Origin of the sequence: Hydrogenophaga sp. (genome assembly GCF_022844385.1) — a bacterium.
In the GTDB taxonomy this organism is placed as follows: Bacteria; Pseudomonadota; Gammaproteobacteria; order Burkholderiales; family Burkholderiaceae_C; genus Hydrogenophaga.
In genome coordinates this window covers 41378-56924 of record NZ_JALHLX010000012.1, presented here as the reverse complement: position 1 = coordinate 56924, position 15547 = coordinate 41378, and the positions used below count along the sequence as shown (strand labels likewise).

12 protein-coding genes are annotated in these 15547 nt (G+C 66.7%); 5 read left to right on the top strand and 7 right to left on the bottom strand.

What is annotated here, in order from left to right; translation table 11 throughout:
* The first annotated feature begins 355 nt into the window (after nt 1-355).
* Together Q0C59_RS04370 and Q0C59_RS04365 are read left to right on the top strand one after the other, a co-directional pair.
* Complete coding sequence (locus Q0C59_RS04370) at nt 356-1111, top strand: spermidine synthase (RefSeq protein ID WP_370654221.1); 756 nt, start codon at nt 356-358, stop codon at nt 1109-1111.
* A 7-nt stretch (nt 1112-1118) separates the two neighbouring features.
* Complete coding sequence (locus Q0C59_RS04365; protein ID WP_291212209.1) at nt 1119-2933, top strand: GspE/PulE family protein; 1815 nt, start codon at nt 1119-1121, stop codon at nt 2931-2933.
* A 15-nt stretch (nt 2934-2948) separates the two neighbouring features.
* On the opposite strand, the gene Q0C59_RS04360 is transcribed toward Q0C59_RS04365, so the two are convergent.
* Nucleotides 2949-3338: a type III secretion system chaperone gene (locus Q0C59_RS04360; RefSeq protein ID WP_291212207.1), complete on the bottom strand. Its 390-nt coding sequence runs from the start codon at nt 3336-3338 to the stop codon at nt 2949-2951.
* A 207-nt stretch (nt 3339-3545) separates the two neighbouring features.
* Between Q0C59_RS04360 and Q0C59_RS04355 the strand changes: the two genes are divergently transcribed.
* Nucleotides 3546-4463 (top strand): DMT family transporter, encoded by a 918-nt coding sequence (locus tag Q0C59_RS04355; protein WP_291212205.1) that lies wholly within the window; start codon nt 3546-3548, stop codon nt 4461-4463.
* A 23-nt stretch (nt 4464-4486) separates the two neighbouring features.
* Nucleotides 4487-5284 (top strand): SDR family oxidoreductase, encoded by a 798-nt coding sequence (locus Q0C59_RS04350; RefSeq protein ID WP_291212203.1) that lies wholly within the window; start codon nt 4487-4489, stop codon nt 5282-5284.
* A gap of 193 nt (nt 5285-5477) precedes the next feature.
* On the opposite strand, the gene Q0C59_RS04345 is transcribed toward Q0C59_RS04350, so the two are convergent.
* Nucleotides 5478-6413: a DMT family transporter gene (locus Q0C59_RS04345; protein WP_370654212.1), complete on the bottom strand. Its 936-nt coding sequence runs from the start codon at nt 6411-6413 to the stop codon at nt 5478-5480.
* A gap of 125 nt (nt 6414-6538) precedes the next feature.
* On the opposite strand from Q0C59_RS04345, the gene Q0C59_RS04340 reads away from it, so the two are divergent.
* Nucleotides 6539-7534: a quinone oxidoreductase gene (locus Q0C59_RS04340; protein ID WP_291212198.1), complete on the top strand. Its 996-nt coding sequence runs from the start codon at nt 6539-6541 to the stop codon at nt 7532-7534.
* A gap of 312 nt (nt 7535-7846) precedes the next feature.
* On the opposite strand, the gene Q0C59_RS04335 is transcribed toward Q0C59_RS04340, so the two are convergent.
* From Q0C59_RS04335 to Q0C59_RS04315, 5 genes are all read right to left on the bottom strand, one after another.
* Nucleotides 7847-8995 carry an aminotransferase class V-fold PLP-dependent enzyme gene (locus Q0C59_RS04335; protein WP_291212195.1) on the bottom strand — a complete coding sequence of 383 codons (1149 nt, stop codon included), beginning with the start codon at nt 8993-8995 and terminating at the stop codon, nt 7847-7849.
* 92 nt (nt 8996-9087) lie between these two features.
* Nucleotides 9088-10749 carry a Na/Pi cotransporter family protein gene (locus Q0C59_RS04330; RefSeq protein WP_291212192.1) on the bottom strand — a complete coding sequence of 554 codons (1662 nt, stop codon included), beginning with the start codon at nt 10747-10749 and terminating at the stop codon, nt 9088-9090.
* A 68-nt stretch (nt 10750-10817) separates the two neighbouring features.
* The gene (lspA, locus tag Q0C59_RS04325) at nt 10818-11327 is read right to left on the bottom strand and encodes a signal peptidase II (RefSeq protein WP_291212189.1); all 510 of its coding nucleotides are present in this window, start codon (nt 11325-11327) and stop codon (nt 10818-10820) included.
* Entirely contained in the window at nt 11327-14194 is a 2868-nt protein-coding gene (gene ileS / locus Q0C59_RS04320) for an isoleucine--tRNA ligase (protein ID WP_291212185.1), read from the bottom strand. The genes lspA and ileS overlap by 1 nt, the downstream gene beginning before the upstream one ends.
* A 119-nt stretch (nt 14195-14313) precedes the next feature.
* A complete protein-coding gene (locus Q0C59_RS04315) occupies nt 14314-15393 on the bottom strand; it encodes a bifunctional riboflavin kinase/FAD synthetase (RefSeq protein WP_291212183.1) in 1080 nt (359 codons plus the stop codon).
* Nucleotides 15394-15547: the final 154 nt, after the last annotated feature.

The following is a 15547-nucleotide window of genomic DNA, read 5'->3' as shown; positions in this document are numbered from 1 at the left end:
GTTGCACCGGTGCGCTCTGCTCCGCGAATGTCCCCCGGCGGCTGGTGCCGCCTCCTCCTTTATTTCGCTGCGCAGAGCGCACCGGCGCAACGAGCTGACAAGGTGTCATCGCGCCCACGTTTCGAACACCAATCCTGTGGCGTGAACGGGGTGGCCGACGCAGCGAAATAAAGGAGGAGGGGCCGTAGGCCCCGGGGGACATTCGCGGAGTCGGCCACCCCGTTTGCGCCACAGGAGCAGCCGGAGACTACCGAGCGTTCCGAGTGCCCATAATGATTTCATTCGAACGAAACCTGAAGACCATGACACACCGACGAGGAAACCCCACGTGAAGGCCGGCGCCAACGCCGCAGCGCTGAAGCGGCGCACCACGCAAGAACTGCCCGAGGTCACGATCTCCGAAGACAGCGAAGTGCGCTTCCTGCACCTGGGCACCGAATGGATCCAGGGCTCCATGCTGCTGGACGCACCGTTCGACATCGAGCTTGACTACGTCCAGCGCATGATGGCCTGGCTGTTGTTTGTGGAGCCCGACTCGGTCAGCAAACGCCGCGCCCTGCAGCTCGGCCTGGGGTCCGCCGCGCTCACCAAGTTCTGCTTCAAGAAACTGAGGATGGACACCACCGCCATCGAGATCAATCCGCAGGTGGTGACCGTGTGCCGCAGCTGGTTCAAGCTGCCCGCCGATGGCGCCAAGCTGCGCGTGGTGCTTGCCGATGCGGGCGAAGAGATCCGCCGGGCCGACCACCTGGGTGCCTACGACGCGTTGCAGGTGGACCTGTACGACCATGAAGCCGCGGCGCCCGTGCTCGACAGCCCCGACTTCTATGCCGACTGCCGCAATGCGCTGACCGACGACGGCTGCCTCACCGTCAACCTGTTCGGGCGCGATGCGAGCTACGAACAATCGCTGCAAAGCCTGTGCGCCGCCTTTGGCGACGATGCTGTCTGGGCCTTCAAGCCCACGCGCGAAGGCAACACCGTGGTGCTGGCCCAGCGCACGCCCAGCCGGCCCACGCGTTTGCAACTGCTGGCCCGGGCCGAGGTGGTGCAGGAGCGCTGGGGCTTGCCCGCCGTCAAGTGGATGAAGCTGTTCAAACCCGTTGCTTGAAACGACCATGAAACAATCTGCCAAGTCCTCCGAAGTCACCACCCACAACGGTCCGCTGGACTGGCGCACGCTGGTGCAGTGGTTGCTGGACGATGGCGTGATCTCTGGTGCCGAGGCCGAGCGCACGGTGGCGCGCTGCGCTTCGGCGCACAGCGCGCAGCACCCGCTGCAGCGCCTGTCGGTGGTGGCCATGGCGCGCAAGGTCGACAGCCATGTGCTCGATGTGGAGATGCTCACCCAGTGGCTGGCCAAGCGCAGTGGCCTGGACTACATGCGCATCGACCCGCTGAAGGTCGATGTGGGCAAGGTGGCCGATGTGATGAGCGCGGCTTACGCCGAGCGCCACAAGGTGCTGCCGGTGCAGGTGAGCCCGACCGAGGTGGTGGTGGCCACGGCCGAGCCGTACATCCGCGACTGGGTGCCCGAGGTGGAGCGCCAGACGCGGCGCAACGTGCGCCTGGTGCTCGCCAGTCCGCAGGCCATCAGCAGTTTCACCGCCGAGTTTTTTGCGCTGGCCAAGTCGGTGCGCGCGGCCAGCAAGAGCGGTGGCGGCAGCGGCGGTTTCGGCAGCTTCGAACAACTGGTGGAGCTGGGCAAGGCCAACAAACAGCTCGACGCCAACGACCAGGGCGTGGTGCAGGTGGTCGACTGGCTGTGGCAGTACGCCTTTGACCAGCGCGCCAGCGACATCCACCTGGAGCCGCGGCGCGAGCAGGGCGTGATCCGTTTCCGCATCGACGGCGTGCTGCACCCGGTCTACCAGATGCCCATCGGCGTGCTCACCGCCATGACGGCGCGCATCAAGCTGCTCGGGCGCATGGACGTGGTGGAGCGCCGCCGCCCGCAAGACGGCCGCATCAAGACGTTGCGCCCGGGTGTGGCGGGCGCACGCGGTGAAGAGGTGGAAATGCGTCTGTCCACCCTGCCCACTGCGTTTGGCGAAAAGCTCGTCATGCGCATCTTCGACCCCGAGTCGACGGTGAAAGACCTGAGCGCGCTGGGTTTCGCCGCGCACGACGCGCAGCGCTGGGAAGAACTCACCAAGCGCCCGCACGGCATCGTGCTGGTGACCGGGCCCACCGGCTCGGGCAAGACCACCACGCTGTATGCCACGCTCAAGCGCCTGGCCACGGAAGAGGTGAACGTGAGCACGGTGGAAGACCCGATCGAGATGATCGAGCCGGCTTTCAACCAGACCCAGGTGCAGGCCCACCTGGACCTGGACTTTGCGCAGGGCCTGCGCGCCCTCATGCGGCAGGACCCGGACATCATCATGGTGGGTGAGGTGCGCGATCTCGCCACCGCCGAAATGGCGGTGCAGGCCGCGCTCACCGGGCATCTGGTGTTCACCACGCTGCACACCAACGACGCGCCGTCGGCCGTGATGCGGTTGATGGAGCTGGGCATTCCGCCCTACCTCATCAACGCGACCGTGCTGGGCGTGCTCGCGCAACGCCTGGTGCGCACGCTCTGCCCCGCCTGCAAGACGCAGCAGGACAAGGCCCAGGCAGCCACCTCGCGCGAGTCGCTGGCCGAGCTGGTCAAGCCCTGGCAGATCAGCGGTGGTTACCGGCCCTACGAGCCGGTGGGTTGTGTCGATTGCCGCATGACCGGCTTTCGCGGGCGCATGGGCCTGTACGAACTGCTCACGGTGACCGAATCGTTCAAGGACAAGGTCAGCCGCGAGCCGCGCCTGGACGTGATGTGCAAGCAGGCCGTGGCCGACGGCATGCGCCCGCTGCGCCTGGCCGGCGCCATGCGCGTGGCCGAGGGCCTGACCACCATGGACGAGGTGCTGGCCTGCACGCCACCGGTGCAGTGAGACCGGCCAGGGCCCTCAGTCGTGGCCCAGCCCCTGTCTGAACTGTTCGGCAGCGTCGATCAGGTCCCACAGTTCGTGCCCCAGTGCCTCGGCATCGATCTCGATGTCGACCACGCGCTGGTACACCGCCACGTTCCCGGCGGGCTCGATGCCCAGGCGGTCGCTGTCGGCCAGGCGCGTGTTGGCCAGCAGCAGGGCTTCGCACAGCGCCGCGCGCGGGCCGCTGTGGCGTGGCAGCGCACAGATGTGCGCCTGCATCACCAGTGTGGGTTCACCGTCGCGCGGGCGCAGCACCACCTGCGTGTCGTTGACGCGCAGAACGGTCTGTCCGGTGGGTGATTCGGTGAAGGTCTTGAGCAGGGTGTTGACGTGTTCGGTGAGCCGGACGCGGTGTTCTGAAGGCATGGGCGTTTCCTGTGAAGCATGGGCAGGTCGACCGGGCACTGGGCCTCGGGCTGGCGGTTTCAAAGGTTAGGGAGTTGTCGGCACCATGGACCGGCAGACAGGACTTCGTCAGCGTGAAGTCATGCGCGCGACAGGAGCGCCTGCGTGATCGGCGCGAGGCTGGCCCTGTCACCCGGCCGGTTGTTGCCCCATGCCGATAATCGAGCGATGCGCGCCGCCCCCACACCTCACCTCGCCACCGGATTGATGCTCGCGGCCGCCGGCTCCATTGCGTTCAGTGGCAAGGCCATCATCGTGAAACTGGCCTATCGGCATGGGGTCGATGCGGTCACGCTGATCATGTACCGCATGCTGTTTGCGCTGCCCTTGTTCCTGGCCCTGGCCTGGTGGGCCACCTACCGGCAGGGTGGGGGTGCGAAGGCGCCGCTCACACGCGACGACTGGCTGGGCATTCTGGGCTTGGGCTTCACCGGTTACTACCTCGCCAGCTTTCTGGATTTCTGGGGCCTGCAGTACATCACCGCCAGCCTGGAGCGGCTCATCCTCTACCTCAACCCCACGCTGGTGCTGGTGCTCGGCTGGGTGATCTACAAGCGTCGCATCACAGGCCTGCAGGCGTTCGCCATGGCTGTGAGCTATGGCGGCGTGCTGGTGGTGTTTGGCCACGAGGCCGGCCTGCAAGGGCCCGACGCTTTGCTGGGCGCTGCGCTGGTGTTCGGCAGCGCCATCAGCTACGCCATCTACCTTGTGTACAGCGGCGAGCTGGTGCAACGGCTGGGCTCCATGCGGCTGGTGGGGTTGGCCACCAGCGTGGCCTGTGTGCTGTGTCTGGTTCAGTTCGTGTTGTTGCGTCCCATGAGCGCGGCGATCGTCGCGCCCGAGGTGATCTGGCTCTCGGTGCTCAACGCCACGCTGTGCACCTTTGCGCCGGTGCTCATGGTGATGATGGCGATCGAGCGCATCGGCTCGGGGCTGGCGGCGCAGACCGGCATGGTGGGTCCGATGTCGACCATCATCATGGGCGTGGTGATTCTGGGTGAGCCGTTCAACGGCTGGATCGTGGTGGGCACGGTGCTCGTGCTCTCCGGAGTGTTTCTGGTGACGCGCTTCGGCCGTGCCAGTTGATTGTTTTTTTCAGGAGACTTTTCATGGATCTGGGACTCAAGGGCAAATGGGCGCTGGTGTGTGGCGCGAGCAAAGGTCTGGGGCTGGGCTGTGCCCAGGCGCTGGCCGCCGAGGGCGTGCATGTGGTGATGGTGGCGCGCGGCGCGCGCGACCTCGAAGCCGCCGGGCAAGCGCTGCAGGCCGCCGCACCGGGCGTGACCGTGCTCACCGTCGCGGCCGACATCACCACGCCCGAGGGCCGTTCGGCGGCCCTGTCGGTGGCGGATGGCCCCGGCACAGCCTTTGACATCGTGGTCAACAACGCAGGCGGTCCACCCCCGGGCGACTTCCGCGCCTGGGATCGCGACATCTGGATCAAGGCGATCGACGCCAACATGCTCACGCCCATCGAGCTCATCAAGGCCACGGTGGACGGCATGGCGCAGCGCGGCTTTGGGCGCATCATCAACATCACCTCGGGCGCCGTGAAGGCGCCGATCGACATCCTGGGGCTGTCCAATGGTGCGCGCAGTGGCCTGACGGGTTTTGTGGCCGGTGTGGCGCGCAGCCCGCTGGCCGCGCAGGGCGTCACCGTCAACAACCTGCTGCCCGGTGCCTTCGACACCGACCGACTCAAGACCACGCTGGCCGGCGCCGCCGAGAAGACTGGTCAGTCGGTGGACGCGATCGCCGATGCCCGCCGCAAGGGCATCCCGGCCAAACGCTTCGGCACCTCGGAAGAATTCGGTGCGATCTGCGCGTTCCTCTGCAGCGTGCACGCGGGTTACATCACGGGCCAGAACGTGCTGGCCGATGGTGGAGCCTACCCCGGCACTTTCTGAAGAACCAAGGGCCCCCACGCCCCCACGCTCCCCCGCTGCGCGAGGTCCGCTGCCCCCCGAGGGGGCTGGGCCTGCCTTGGGGGCGGCCCGGCGGCTGGCCCGGTGTCTGAGGCCCCCACGCTCCGCCGCTGTGCGGGTCGCTGCCCCCCGAGGGGGCTGATCCGGCTTGGGGCGGCCCGGCGCCGGATCGTCTCTATCTTCGTGACGACACCAGAATCCCGCCCACGATCAGCACGAAGCCGGCCAGGTGGTACAGCTGGGGCGGCTCGCGCAGCAGGGTGGCGGACATGAGCGCGGCGAACAGCGGCGTGAGGTTGGAGAACACGCTGGCCGTGGCCGGGCCAACACGCGCCACGGCCGCACCCCAGCTGCGGTAGGCCAGCAGCGACGGACCGACCGCCACGAACACCAGACCCGCCACCAGTGGCCAGCCCCACTGGATGGCGCTTTCGCCCGCCGGCAACGCAGGCAGTGTGAGCCACTCTGCGGCAGTGAACGCACCCGACCAGACCAGGCCGAACACCACCTGCGCCAGCAGGAAGGCTGCCCAGTCGGCCTTGATCGCTGCGGGCTCGTTGGCTGGTGGGCGCGCCAGCAGCCAGCTGTACCAGGCCCAGGCCAGCGCGGCCAGCAGCACCAGCAGGTCGCCCGGCACCAGCTGCACCGAGGTCAGACCCGCCAGGTCACCGCGCACGATCACCACCACCACACCGCACAGCGCCATGAAGGCGCCCAGCGCCGCGCGCCGCGAAATCGGTACGCCGTAAAACACGCGCCCCATGATCAGCATCCACACCGGAATGCTGGATGCCACCAGTGTCACGTTGAGCGGCGTGGACGTCTTGAGCGCCATGTACTGCAGCGAGTTGTACATGCCCACCCCGAGCAGGCCGAGCAGGGCAAAACGCCGCCAATGCGTCCACAGGTCGCTGCCCGGGCGCAGCACCCAGCCCGCCAGCGGCAACAACATCACCATGGCCAGTGCCCAGCGCAAAAAGTTGAGCGTGACCGGTGGCACCACGCCTTGCATCATGCGGCCCACCACCGCGTTGCCCGCCCACATGAGCGGCGGGATCAGCAGCAGGGCGATGGTGGCGGGCGTGAGGCGGTGCGAAGACATGGGAGACATCGGCTGGACTGTAGCAACCCGGGCTTGTCCGCCTCTTGTCTGGGGACGAAGCGCAGTCGCTCAGGCGATCCCACGCATTCGTGGCAGCATTCGCAGGGTTTGATTCAACAACGAGGAGACCTTCCATGAGCACACAAGAATCCCGCGCCGTGCGCATCCACGCCGCTGGCGGCCCGGAGCAACTGGTCATCGACACCGTGAACGTGGGTGATCCCGGCCCGGGCCAGGTGCGCATCCGCCACCACGCCATCGGCCTGAACTACATCGACGTCTACCAACGCAGCGGCCTCTACCCGTTTCCCATGCCGCTGGCACTCGGCATGGAAGGCGCCGGCGTGATCGAGGCGGTGGGCGAGGGCGTGACGCACCTCAAGGCCGGCGACCGCGCGGCCTACGCGGCCAACCCGCCCGGCAGCTACTGCGACGTGCGCGTGATGCCGGCCATGAACGTGTGCCAGTTGCCGGATGCGATCGACTTCGAAACCGGCGCGGCGATGATGCTCAAGGGGCTGACCGCGCAGTACCTGCTCAAGCGCTGCCGCCCAGTGGAAGGGTTGGAGCCGGGCGACTTCGTTCTGTTTCACGCCGCGGCCGGTGGCGTGGGCCTGATTGCCTGCCAGTGGGCCAAGGCGCTGGGCCTGCAACTCATCGGCACGGCGGGTTCGGATGAGAAATGCAAGCTGGCGCTGGAGCACGGTGCCAGCCACGCCATCAACTACCGCACCGAAGACTTTGCCGCACGGGTGAAGGAGATCACCAACGGGCAGGGCGTGAAGGTGGTCTACGACTCGGTGGGCAAGGACACCTTCGACAAGTCGCTCGATTGCCTGCGCCCCTTCGGTCTCATGGCCAGCTTCGGCAATGCGTCAGGCCCGGTGGCGCCGTTTGCGCCCGGCATCCTGGGCTCCAAGGGTTCGCTCTATGTGACGCGCCAGACCTTGTTCTCGCACATCACCAGCCGCGAACGCACGCAGGCCATGGCCGACGATCTGTTCGCGGTGGTGGAAGGCAATCAGGTGAAGATCCGCATCGACCAGCGTTTTGCACTGACCGATGTGCGCAAGGCGCATGAGAGTCTGGAGGCTCGTTCCACGACGGGTTGCACGGTTTTGCTGCCCTGAGTTTTTTCGTGCCTGCGGGGTTGGTTGCCTTGGAGCGTTGGGCAACCGACTCCGCGAATGTCCCCCGGCGGCTGCGCCGCCTCCTCCTTTATTTCGCTGCGTCGGTTACCCAACGCTCCAAGGCCGCGAGCACCCGGGCGATCCAACGTTCGAACGCCCACACGTCTCTGGTCGGGGCGTGATGGCGCTCTGCGCAGCGAAATAATGGAGGAGGGGCCGCAGGCCCCGGGGGACATTCGCGGAGCAGAGCGCCGTCATGCCCCGATCCCGCGAGGTAGACGAACGCAACGCTCAGCGAGCAACAACCTCAACTCAAGCAGGCTGTCCCTGCCGAGGTGCCACTTCAGCCAGCGCCCGCTCCAGATGCTGCAAGGTCGAAGGCACGTCGTGCCACTTGTCCAGCCCGAAGAGGCCGATGCGGAAGGTCTTGAACTCGGGACCTTCGTCGCACTGCAACGGCACACCTGCAGCGGTTTGCAAACCCACCGCCAGAAACTTCTTGCTCGACTGGATCTCCGGGTCGGTGGTGTAACTCACCACCACACCCGGCGCCTGAAAGCCCGAAGCCGCCACGCTGGGGAAACCGTTGCGCTCCAACAGCGCGCGCACCTGCGTGCCCAGTGCAATCTGCTCCTGCCGCACCCGCTCATAGCCATAGGCCTCGGTCTCCACCATCGTCTCGCGCAAGCGCGTGAGCGCGTCGGTGGGCAAGGTCGTGTGGTACGCGTGGCCGCCGCCTTCGTAGGTCTCCATGATCTGCAGCCACTTCTTGAGATCCATCGCGAAGGTGGTGCTCTGCGTGGCGTCGATGGCGGCGCGTGCGCGCTCGCTCAGCATCACCATGGCGCAACAAGGCGAACTGCTCCAGCCCTTTTGGGGCGCCGAAATCAGGATGTCCACACCCGTGGCTTTCATGTCGACCCACATCGCGCCCGACGCAATGCAGTCGAGCACGAACAAGCCGCCCACCGCGTGCACCGCGTCGCTCACGGCCTTGAGGTAGGCGTCGGGCAGGATCATGCCGGCCGCGGTTTCCACGTGAGGCGCGAACACCAGCGCGGGTTTCTCGCGTGCGATGGTGGCCACCACCTCTTCAATGGGTGCGGGCGCCCACGCGGCCTGTGCACCCGCGCCGGTGCGCCGGGCCTTCATCACCGTGTGGCTGGCCGGGATGCTGCCCATGTCGAAGATCTGCGTCCAGCGGTAGCTGAACCAGCCGTTGCGGATCACGAGCACATGTTTGCCGTGGGCAAACTGCCGTGCCACCGACTCCATGCCGAAGGTGCCGCTGCCGGGCACCACCACCGCCGAGTGCGCGCCGTACACCCGCTTGAGCATGGCCGAGATGTCGGTCATCACGCCCTGGAAACGTCTGGACATGTGGTTGAGCGCCCGGTCGGTGTAGACCACCGAGAACTCGAGCAGGCCGTCGGGGTCGATGTGGGGCAGCAGTCCGGGCATGTGGTTGTCTCCTGAGCGGGTCGCAAATCGGGTGGTCAGCGTAGCACAGCACCCCCTTTTTCGCAGCCGCGCTGCGCAAGACACGGGCGCTGTCAGAGGCGGCTGACGTCCGCCGACGGCGGCTCGCGAAGCCGGCTGGGCGCGAGCACGCCCGCACTGTCGAGGATGGGGTAGGCGATCGAGCAGATGTGCGAGTTGATGCGCTTCAAGTCGCTGATCAGATCCAGGTGCAGCGCGCTGGTGTCCATGCTCTGCTGGCTCATGTCGGACAAGCGGTCGAGGTGGGTGGCAGCGTAGGCGCGCTCCTTGTCGCGAAAGCGCACCTTTTCTTCCAGCAGGCGCTGGGCATCGCGCACATTGCCATTGAGGAACACGCTCATGCCCAGGCGCAGGTTGTCCAGCAGGCGCGCGTGCAGTTCGGTGATTTCGGCCATGCCGGCCTCGGAGAAGTCGCGGCCCTTGCGGATCTTCTTGTCTTCGATGTCGAGCAGCACGCGCTCCACTGTGTCGCCGATCTGCTCCATGTTGATGGTGAAGCTGATGATGTCGGTCCAGCGGCGGCCTTCGGCTTCGCTGAGTTGCTGGCGCGAGATCTTGGTGAGGTAGTACTTGATGGCCGAGTACAGGCTGTCCACCGTGTCGTCGAGCTTGCGCAGGTCTTTGGCGAGCTGGAGGTCGTTGGTCTTGATCACCGTGACCACGCCACGCAGCATGGTTTCCACCACATCGGCCTGGTGCATGGCTTCGCGCGCCGCGCACGAAATGGCCAGCGAGGGTGTGGCCAGAGCCGACGGGTCGAGGTGGTTGGGGCGGTCCAGCGGGCCCTTGTCGGCTTGCAGCGGCAGCAGCCGGTTGACCAGCGCGGCAATGGGCCGCGTGAGGCCGATGAACAGCGCGCCCACCATGAGGTTGAAGCTCAGGTGGAACAGCACGGTGAGCGTGGCCGGGTCCTGCACCAGCGGCTGCATGAAACGCACCCAGGTGGGGATCAACCAGATGGCAATCGCCACGCCGAACACCTTGAAGAGAAGGTTGCCCAGCGGCACCTGGCGCGTGCTCACACCCGACTTGGCGGTGGTGATCACAGCCAGCAGGCCGCTGCCCAGGTTGGCGCCCAGCACGATGCCCAGCGCCACATCGAGCCCGACCACCTGCAGTGCCAGCGTGGAGGCCAGCAGCACAACCGCCAGGCTCGAATACGCCACCACCGCGAGCGTGGCGCCGAGCAAAATTTCAAGCAACAGGTCGCTGGTGAGAGACTCCAGCATCAGCTGCACCGCCGGGTTCTGGGTGAGCACGTTGGTGGAACTCGAAATCAGCCGCAGGGCCAGCAGCATCAGGCCCAGACCGATCAGCACGCGCCCGAAGTCGCCTGCCGAGGTGCCTTGTCGGGAGATGAACAGCGTGACGCCGAGAAAGATGAAGAGCGGCGACAGCCACGACAGGTCGAAGGAGAACACCACCGCCATCAGGCTGGTGCCGATGTCGGCGCCCAGCATCACGGCCAGCGCCGCAGGCAGGGCAATCAGACCACGGCCGACGAAGGAAGCGGTGATGAGCGCGGTGGCGGTGCTGGATTGCACCAGGGCCGTGACGCCCAGGCCAGAGAGCGCTGCCGTGAAGCGGTTGCCCATGCTGGCAGCCAGGATCTGTCGCAGGTTGCTGCCAAAAACACGCAGCACGCCGTTGCGCACCAGGTGCGTGCCCCACACGAGCAGGGCGATGGCCGCCAGAAGATCCAACAGGTGTTTCATGAACGGAAGTTATACGCCCGGCCAGCGCGTTGCACGGCCGGTGTGGCCGCCCGGGCCTCGCTGCCGCGTCACCGGCTGCGGCGCCAGCGCAGGATCTCGTCCAGGATCAGCGATACCGCGCCCACCGTGATGGCCGCGTCGGCGATGTTGAAGGCCGGGAAATGTCCGCCCGGGAACAGGCCGCTGAGAAACCCCCAGTGGAAGTCCAGCCAGTCCACCACGTAGCCGTAGAGAACGCGGTCGATCACGTTGCCGATGGCGCCGCCCAGGATGCAGGCCAGCGCGAACGCAAACAGCTTCTCGCCCGGGTGCGTTCGCAGCATCCACACGATGAACACCGACGCCGCCACCCCGACCCCGGTGAAGAACCAGCGCTGCCAGCCGCCGGCATCGGCGAGGAAGGAAAACGCCGCGCCCGGGTTGTGCACGCGCACGATGTTGAAGAAGCTGGTGATGAAGGTGCTTTCACCGAGCTGGTAGTTCGCCAGGATCAGCAGCTTGGTGACCTGGTCGGCCGCCACGAGCAGGGCGGCCAGACCGAGCCAGGGCCAGATGCCGCGCGTTGATGTGTTGTCCATCAGGCCACCGCGCGGGCTTCACCGGCGCCGAACAGGTTGCTGGTGCAGCGCCCGCACAGCGTGGGGTGTGCAATGTCCACACCCACGTCGTCGCGGTAGTGCCAGCAGCGCTCGCACTTGGCGGCGTTGGCCGGGATCACCTCCACCCTCGCATCGCCTTCGAGCAAGGTCACCTGAGAGACGATGAAGACGAACTTGAGGTCGTCGCCGAGCGAGGCGAGGACCGCATGGTCGTCGGCCGGCACGGTGAGCTTCACCGTGGCCTGCAGGGACGAACCCACGCTGCCGGCGGTGCGCACCGTCTCGATTTCCTTGTTCACCGTTTCGCGCACGTGGCGGACGCGCGACCACTTGGCGAGCAGCGCTTCGTCCACCTCGGGCAGCTTGGCAAAGGTCTCGAAAAAGATCGAACCCTGGTTCTGCGCACCGGCCAGCACGGGCCAGGCTTCTTCAGCCGTGAAGCTGAGGAAAGGCGCCATCCAGCGCAGCATGGCGTGGGTGATCTGGTGCAGCGCGGTTTGCGCGCTGCGCCGCGCCAGGCTGCCCGGCGAGGTGGTGTAGAGCCGGTCTTTCAGCACGTCGAGGTAGAACGCGCCCAGGTCTTCCGAGCAGTAGACCTGCAACTTGGCCACCACCGGGTGGAACTCGTACACGGCGTAGTGCGCCAACACCTCGGCCTGGAACTGCGCCGCGCGCGCCAGGGCGTAGCGGTCGATCTCCAGCATCTGGTCCAGCGGCACGGCGTCTTTCGCCGGGTCGAAATCGCTCACATTGGCGAGCAGAAAACGCAGCGTGTTGCGGATGCGGCGGTAGGCGTCGACCACGCGGGCGAGGATCTTGTCGTCGATGTTGAGGTCGCCCGAGTAGTCGGTGCTGGCCACCCACAGGCGCACGATCTCCGCGCCCAGTTTGCTCGTCACGGTCTGCGGGTCGACCGTGTTGCCCAGGCTCTTGCTCATCTTGCGGCCCTGGCCGTCGGTGGCGAATCCGTGGGTCAGCAGGCCTTTGTAGGGTGCACGGTCGTAGAGCGCGCAACCCAGCAGCAGCGAGCTGTGGAACCAGCCGCGGTGCTGGTCGTGGCCTTCGAGGTAGAGGTCGGCCTCGGGGCCTTCGGTGTGGAACGCGCCGTTGGGGTAGGCGTTGGCGTGGCTGCCGCGCAGCACGTGCGAGAAGGTCGAGCCGGAGTCGAACCACACCTCGAGGATGTCGGTGCTCTTGGTGTAGTGCGGCGCGTCGGTGGCACCCAGAATTTCCTCTGCGGTGACGCGGCTCCAGGCCTCGATGCCGCCTTGCTCGACGATGTCGGCCGCCTGGTCGAGGATCTCCATGGTGCGCGGGTGCAATTCGCCACTGTCCTTGTGCAGGAAAAACGGCACCGGCACGCCCCAGCTGCGCTGGCGGCTGATGCACCAGTCGGGCCGGTTGGCGATCATGTCGCGCAGGCGGGTGCGGCCGTTCTCGGGATAGAACCGGGTGGCGTCGATGGCCTCCAGCGCGAGCTGGCGCAGCGTCTTGGGCGCCTTGTCTTTGGTGAACACGCCCTCGCCTTCGTCCATGCGCACGAACCACTGCGCTGCGGCGCGGTAGATCACCGGCGTCTTGTGGCGCCAGCAGTGCGGGTAGCTGTGGGTGATGGTCTGGGTGGCCATGAGGCGCCCAGAGGCCTTGAGCGCCTCCAGGATCACCGGCACGGCTTTCCAGATGTGCAGGCCACCAAAAAGAGGCCAGTCGGCGGCGTAAGCGCCGTTGCCTTGCACCGGGTTGAGGATGTCGTCGACCGACATGCCGTGTGCCACGCAGGAGTTGAAGTCGTCCACGCCGTAGGCGGGTGACGAGTGCACGATGCCGGTGCCGTCGGCGTCGCTCACGTACTCGGCCAGGTACATGGGCGACAGGCGTTGGTAGCCAACGTCCACGTCAAACAGCGGGTGGCGGAAGTTCAGGCCGCCCAGGGCCTTGCCCGGCGCGGTGGCGATCACGGTGCCGGTGAGGCCGAAGCGCTCCAGGCACTTCTCAACCAGTGTTTCGGCCAGCACCAGGCAGCCCATGGGCGTGTCGACCAGGGCGTAGGTGAACTCGGGGTGGGCGTTGAGCGCCTGGTTGGCGGGGATGGTCCAGGCGGTGGTGGTCCAGATGACGGCGAAGGCGGACTTGCCCGCGGGCAGGGCGCCCACGCCGAAGGCTGCAGCGAGCTTCGCGGCGTCGTCGGTCTCGAAGGCCACATCCAGCGTCTCGCTCTTCTTGTCGGCGTATTCGATCTCGAACTCGGCCAGCGACGAACCGCAGTCGAAGCACCAGTACACGGGCTTCAGGCCGCGGTAGACAAAGCCGCGTTCGATCACGCGTTTGAAAGCGCGGATTTCGCCCGCTTCGTTGGCCGGGTCCATGGTGCGGTAGGGGCGTTCCCAGTCGCCCAGCACGCCCAGGCGCTTGAAGTCTTCGCGCTGCTGGCCGATCTGCTCGGTGGCGAACGCGCGGCTTTTGGCCTGCATGTCGTCGCGGCTCAAGTTGCGGCCGTGAAGTTTTTCGATCGCGTTTTCGATCGGCAGGCCATGGCAGTCCCAGCCGGGGATGTACTGCGCGTCAAAGCCCGAGAGCTGGCGGCTCTTGACGATCATGTCCTTGAGCACCTTGTTGAGCGCATGGCCGATGTGCAGCTTGCCGTTGGCGTACGGCGGGCCGTCGTGCAGCACGAACAGCGGCGCGCCGGCGCGTGCGTCGCGCAGGCGTTTGTAGAGGCCGCCTTCGTTCCAGCTGTCGACCCAGCCCGGTTCGCGCTTGGGCAAATCCCCGCGCATGGGGAACGGGGTGTCGGGCAGGTTCAGGGTGCTGCGGTAGTCGGCGGCAGCGGGGGTGGTTTCAGACATGGCGGAGGTTCCGTGGTGGCTTCGACAAGCTCAGCCCGAACGGGGGAGTGAGGGGAGACAGAAGGAGACACCGTTCGCCCTGAGCCTGTCGAAGGGCAGCGACCGGATAGACGCGAGGTCTAAATTCGGTCGCGCGTGGTCTGGCGGTGGGTTTGGGTGTGCAGCGAGGCGAAGAAGGCGCGTGCGTCGTCGCAGTCGCGCGCGATGCCCTGGGTCAGGGCGTCCAGACTGTCGTATTTCAGCTCGTCATGCAGTTTGTGCAGCAGTTCCACGCGGACGATTTTACCGTAGGCCTCCCCGCCGGGCAGGCTCTCGGCCATAGCCCGGGGCCAGTCGAGGCAATGGGTTTCGAGCAGCACGCGTCCGCCGTTCACGTCATCGGGGTCGAGCGAGGGTCGCACACCGAGGTTGGCCACGCCGGGCAGGGGCGCCGAATCGGCGTGTGGACCGAGGCCGTGCACCCGCACAGCAAAGATGCCGCTGGCCGCGGGCTTCCAATGGGAAAAGCGCAGGTTGAGGGTGCGAAAACCATCGCCACGACCGGGAGCGCTCTCGGCCAGCTGGCGGCCCAGCTTGCGCCCGTGCACCACGTGGCCGCTGATGCTGTAAGGCCGGCCGAGAAGTGCGGCCACCTCGTCCATCCGTCCGGCGCCCAGCGCCTGGCGCACGGCAGAGCTGGAGACGCGCAGGCCGTGCACCTCGTAGCTCTGCATGCGCGCCACGTCGAAGCCCAGGCGGTTCCCGGCGGCGTCCAGCATGGCGTAGTCGCCGGCGCGTTTGGCGCCGAAGCGGAAGTCGTCGCCCACCAGCACGTACTTCACGCCCAGACAGCCGACCAGGATGTCTTCAATGAAGGCCTGCGGCGTCTGCGCGGCGAGCTGTGCGTTGAAGGGCAGCACCACACACTCGTCCACGCCGCAGCGTTCGAGTTCCTGCAGCTTGTCGCGCAGGGTGGCAATGCGCGCGGGCGCCAGGTCGGGCTGGTGGTGCAGGGCGGCAAAGTAGTCGCGCGGGTGCGGCTCGAACGTCATCACGCAGCTGGGCACGCCCCGGTGCCTGGCTTCGTTGTTGAGCAGCGCCAGCATGGCCTGGTGGCCGCGGTGAACGCCGTCAAAGTTGCCGATGGTGAGCGCGCAACCGCCGCGGGCCGCCAGTGGGTTGCTGGGGAGACGGCCACGCAGGCCGCGAAAGATTTTCATGCCGGGTCGGTGGGTGAAGGTGCTCTTGCGGGCCCGTTGGCGGTGTGGAATGTGCCGGTGTGACGGGCTGCGTCATCAAAGCGCGCTATATTGACACACGACGATACATGCCCGCAGGCCTTGCCTGCCGGTGATGTGGGGCCTGTCCAGGCCT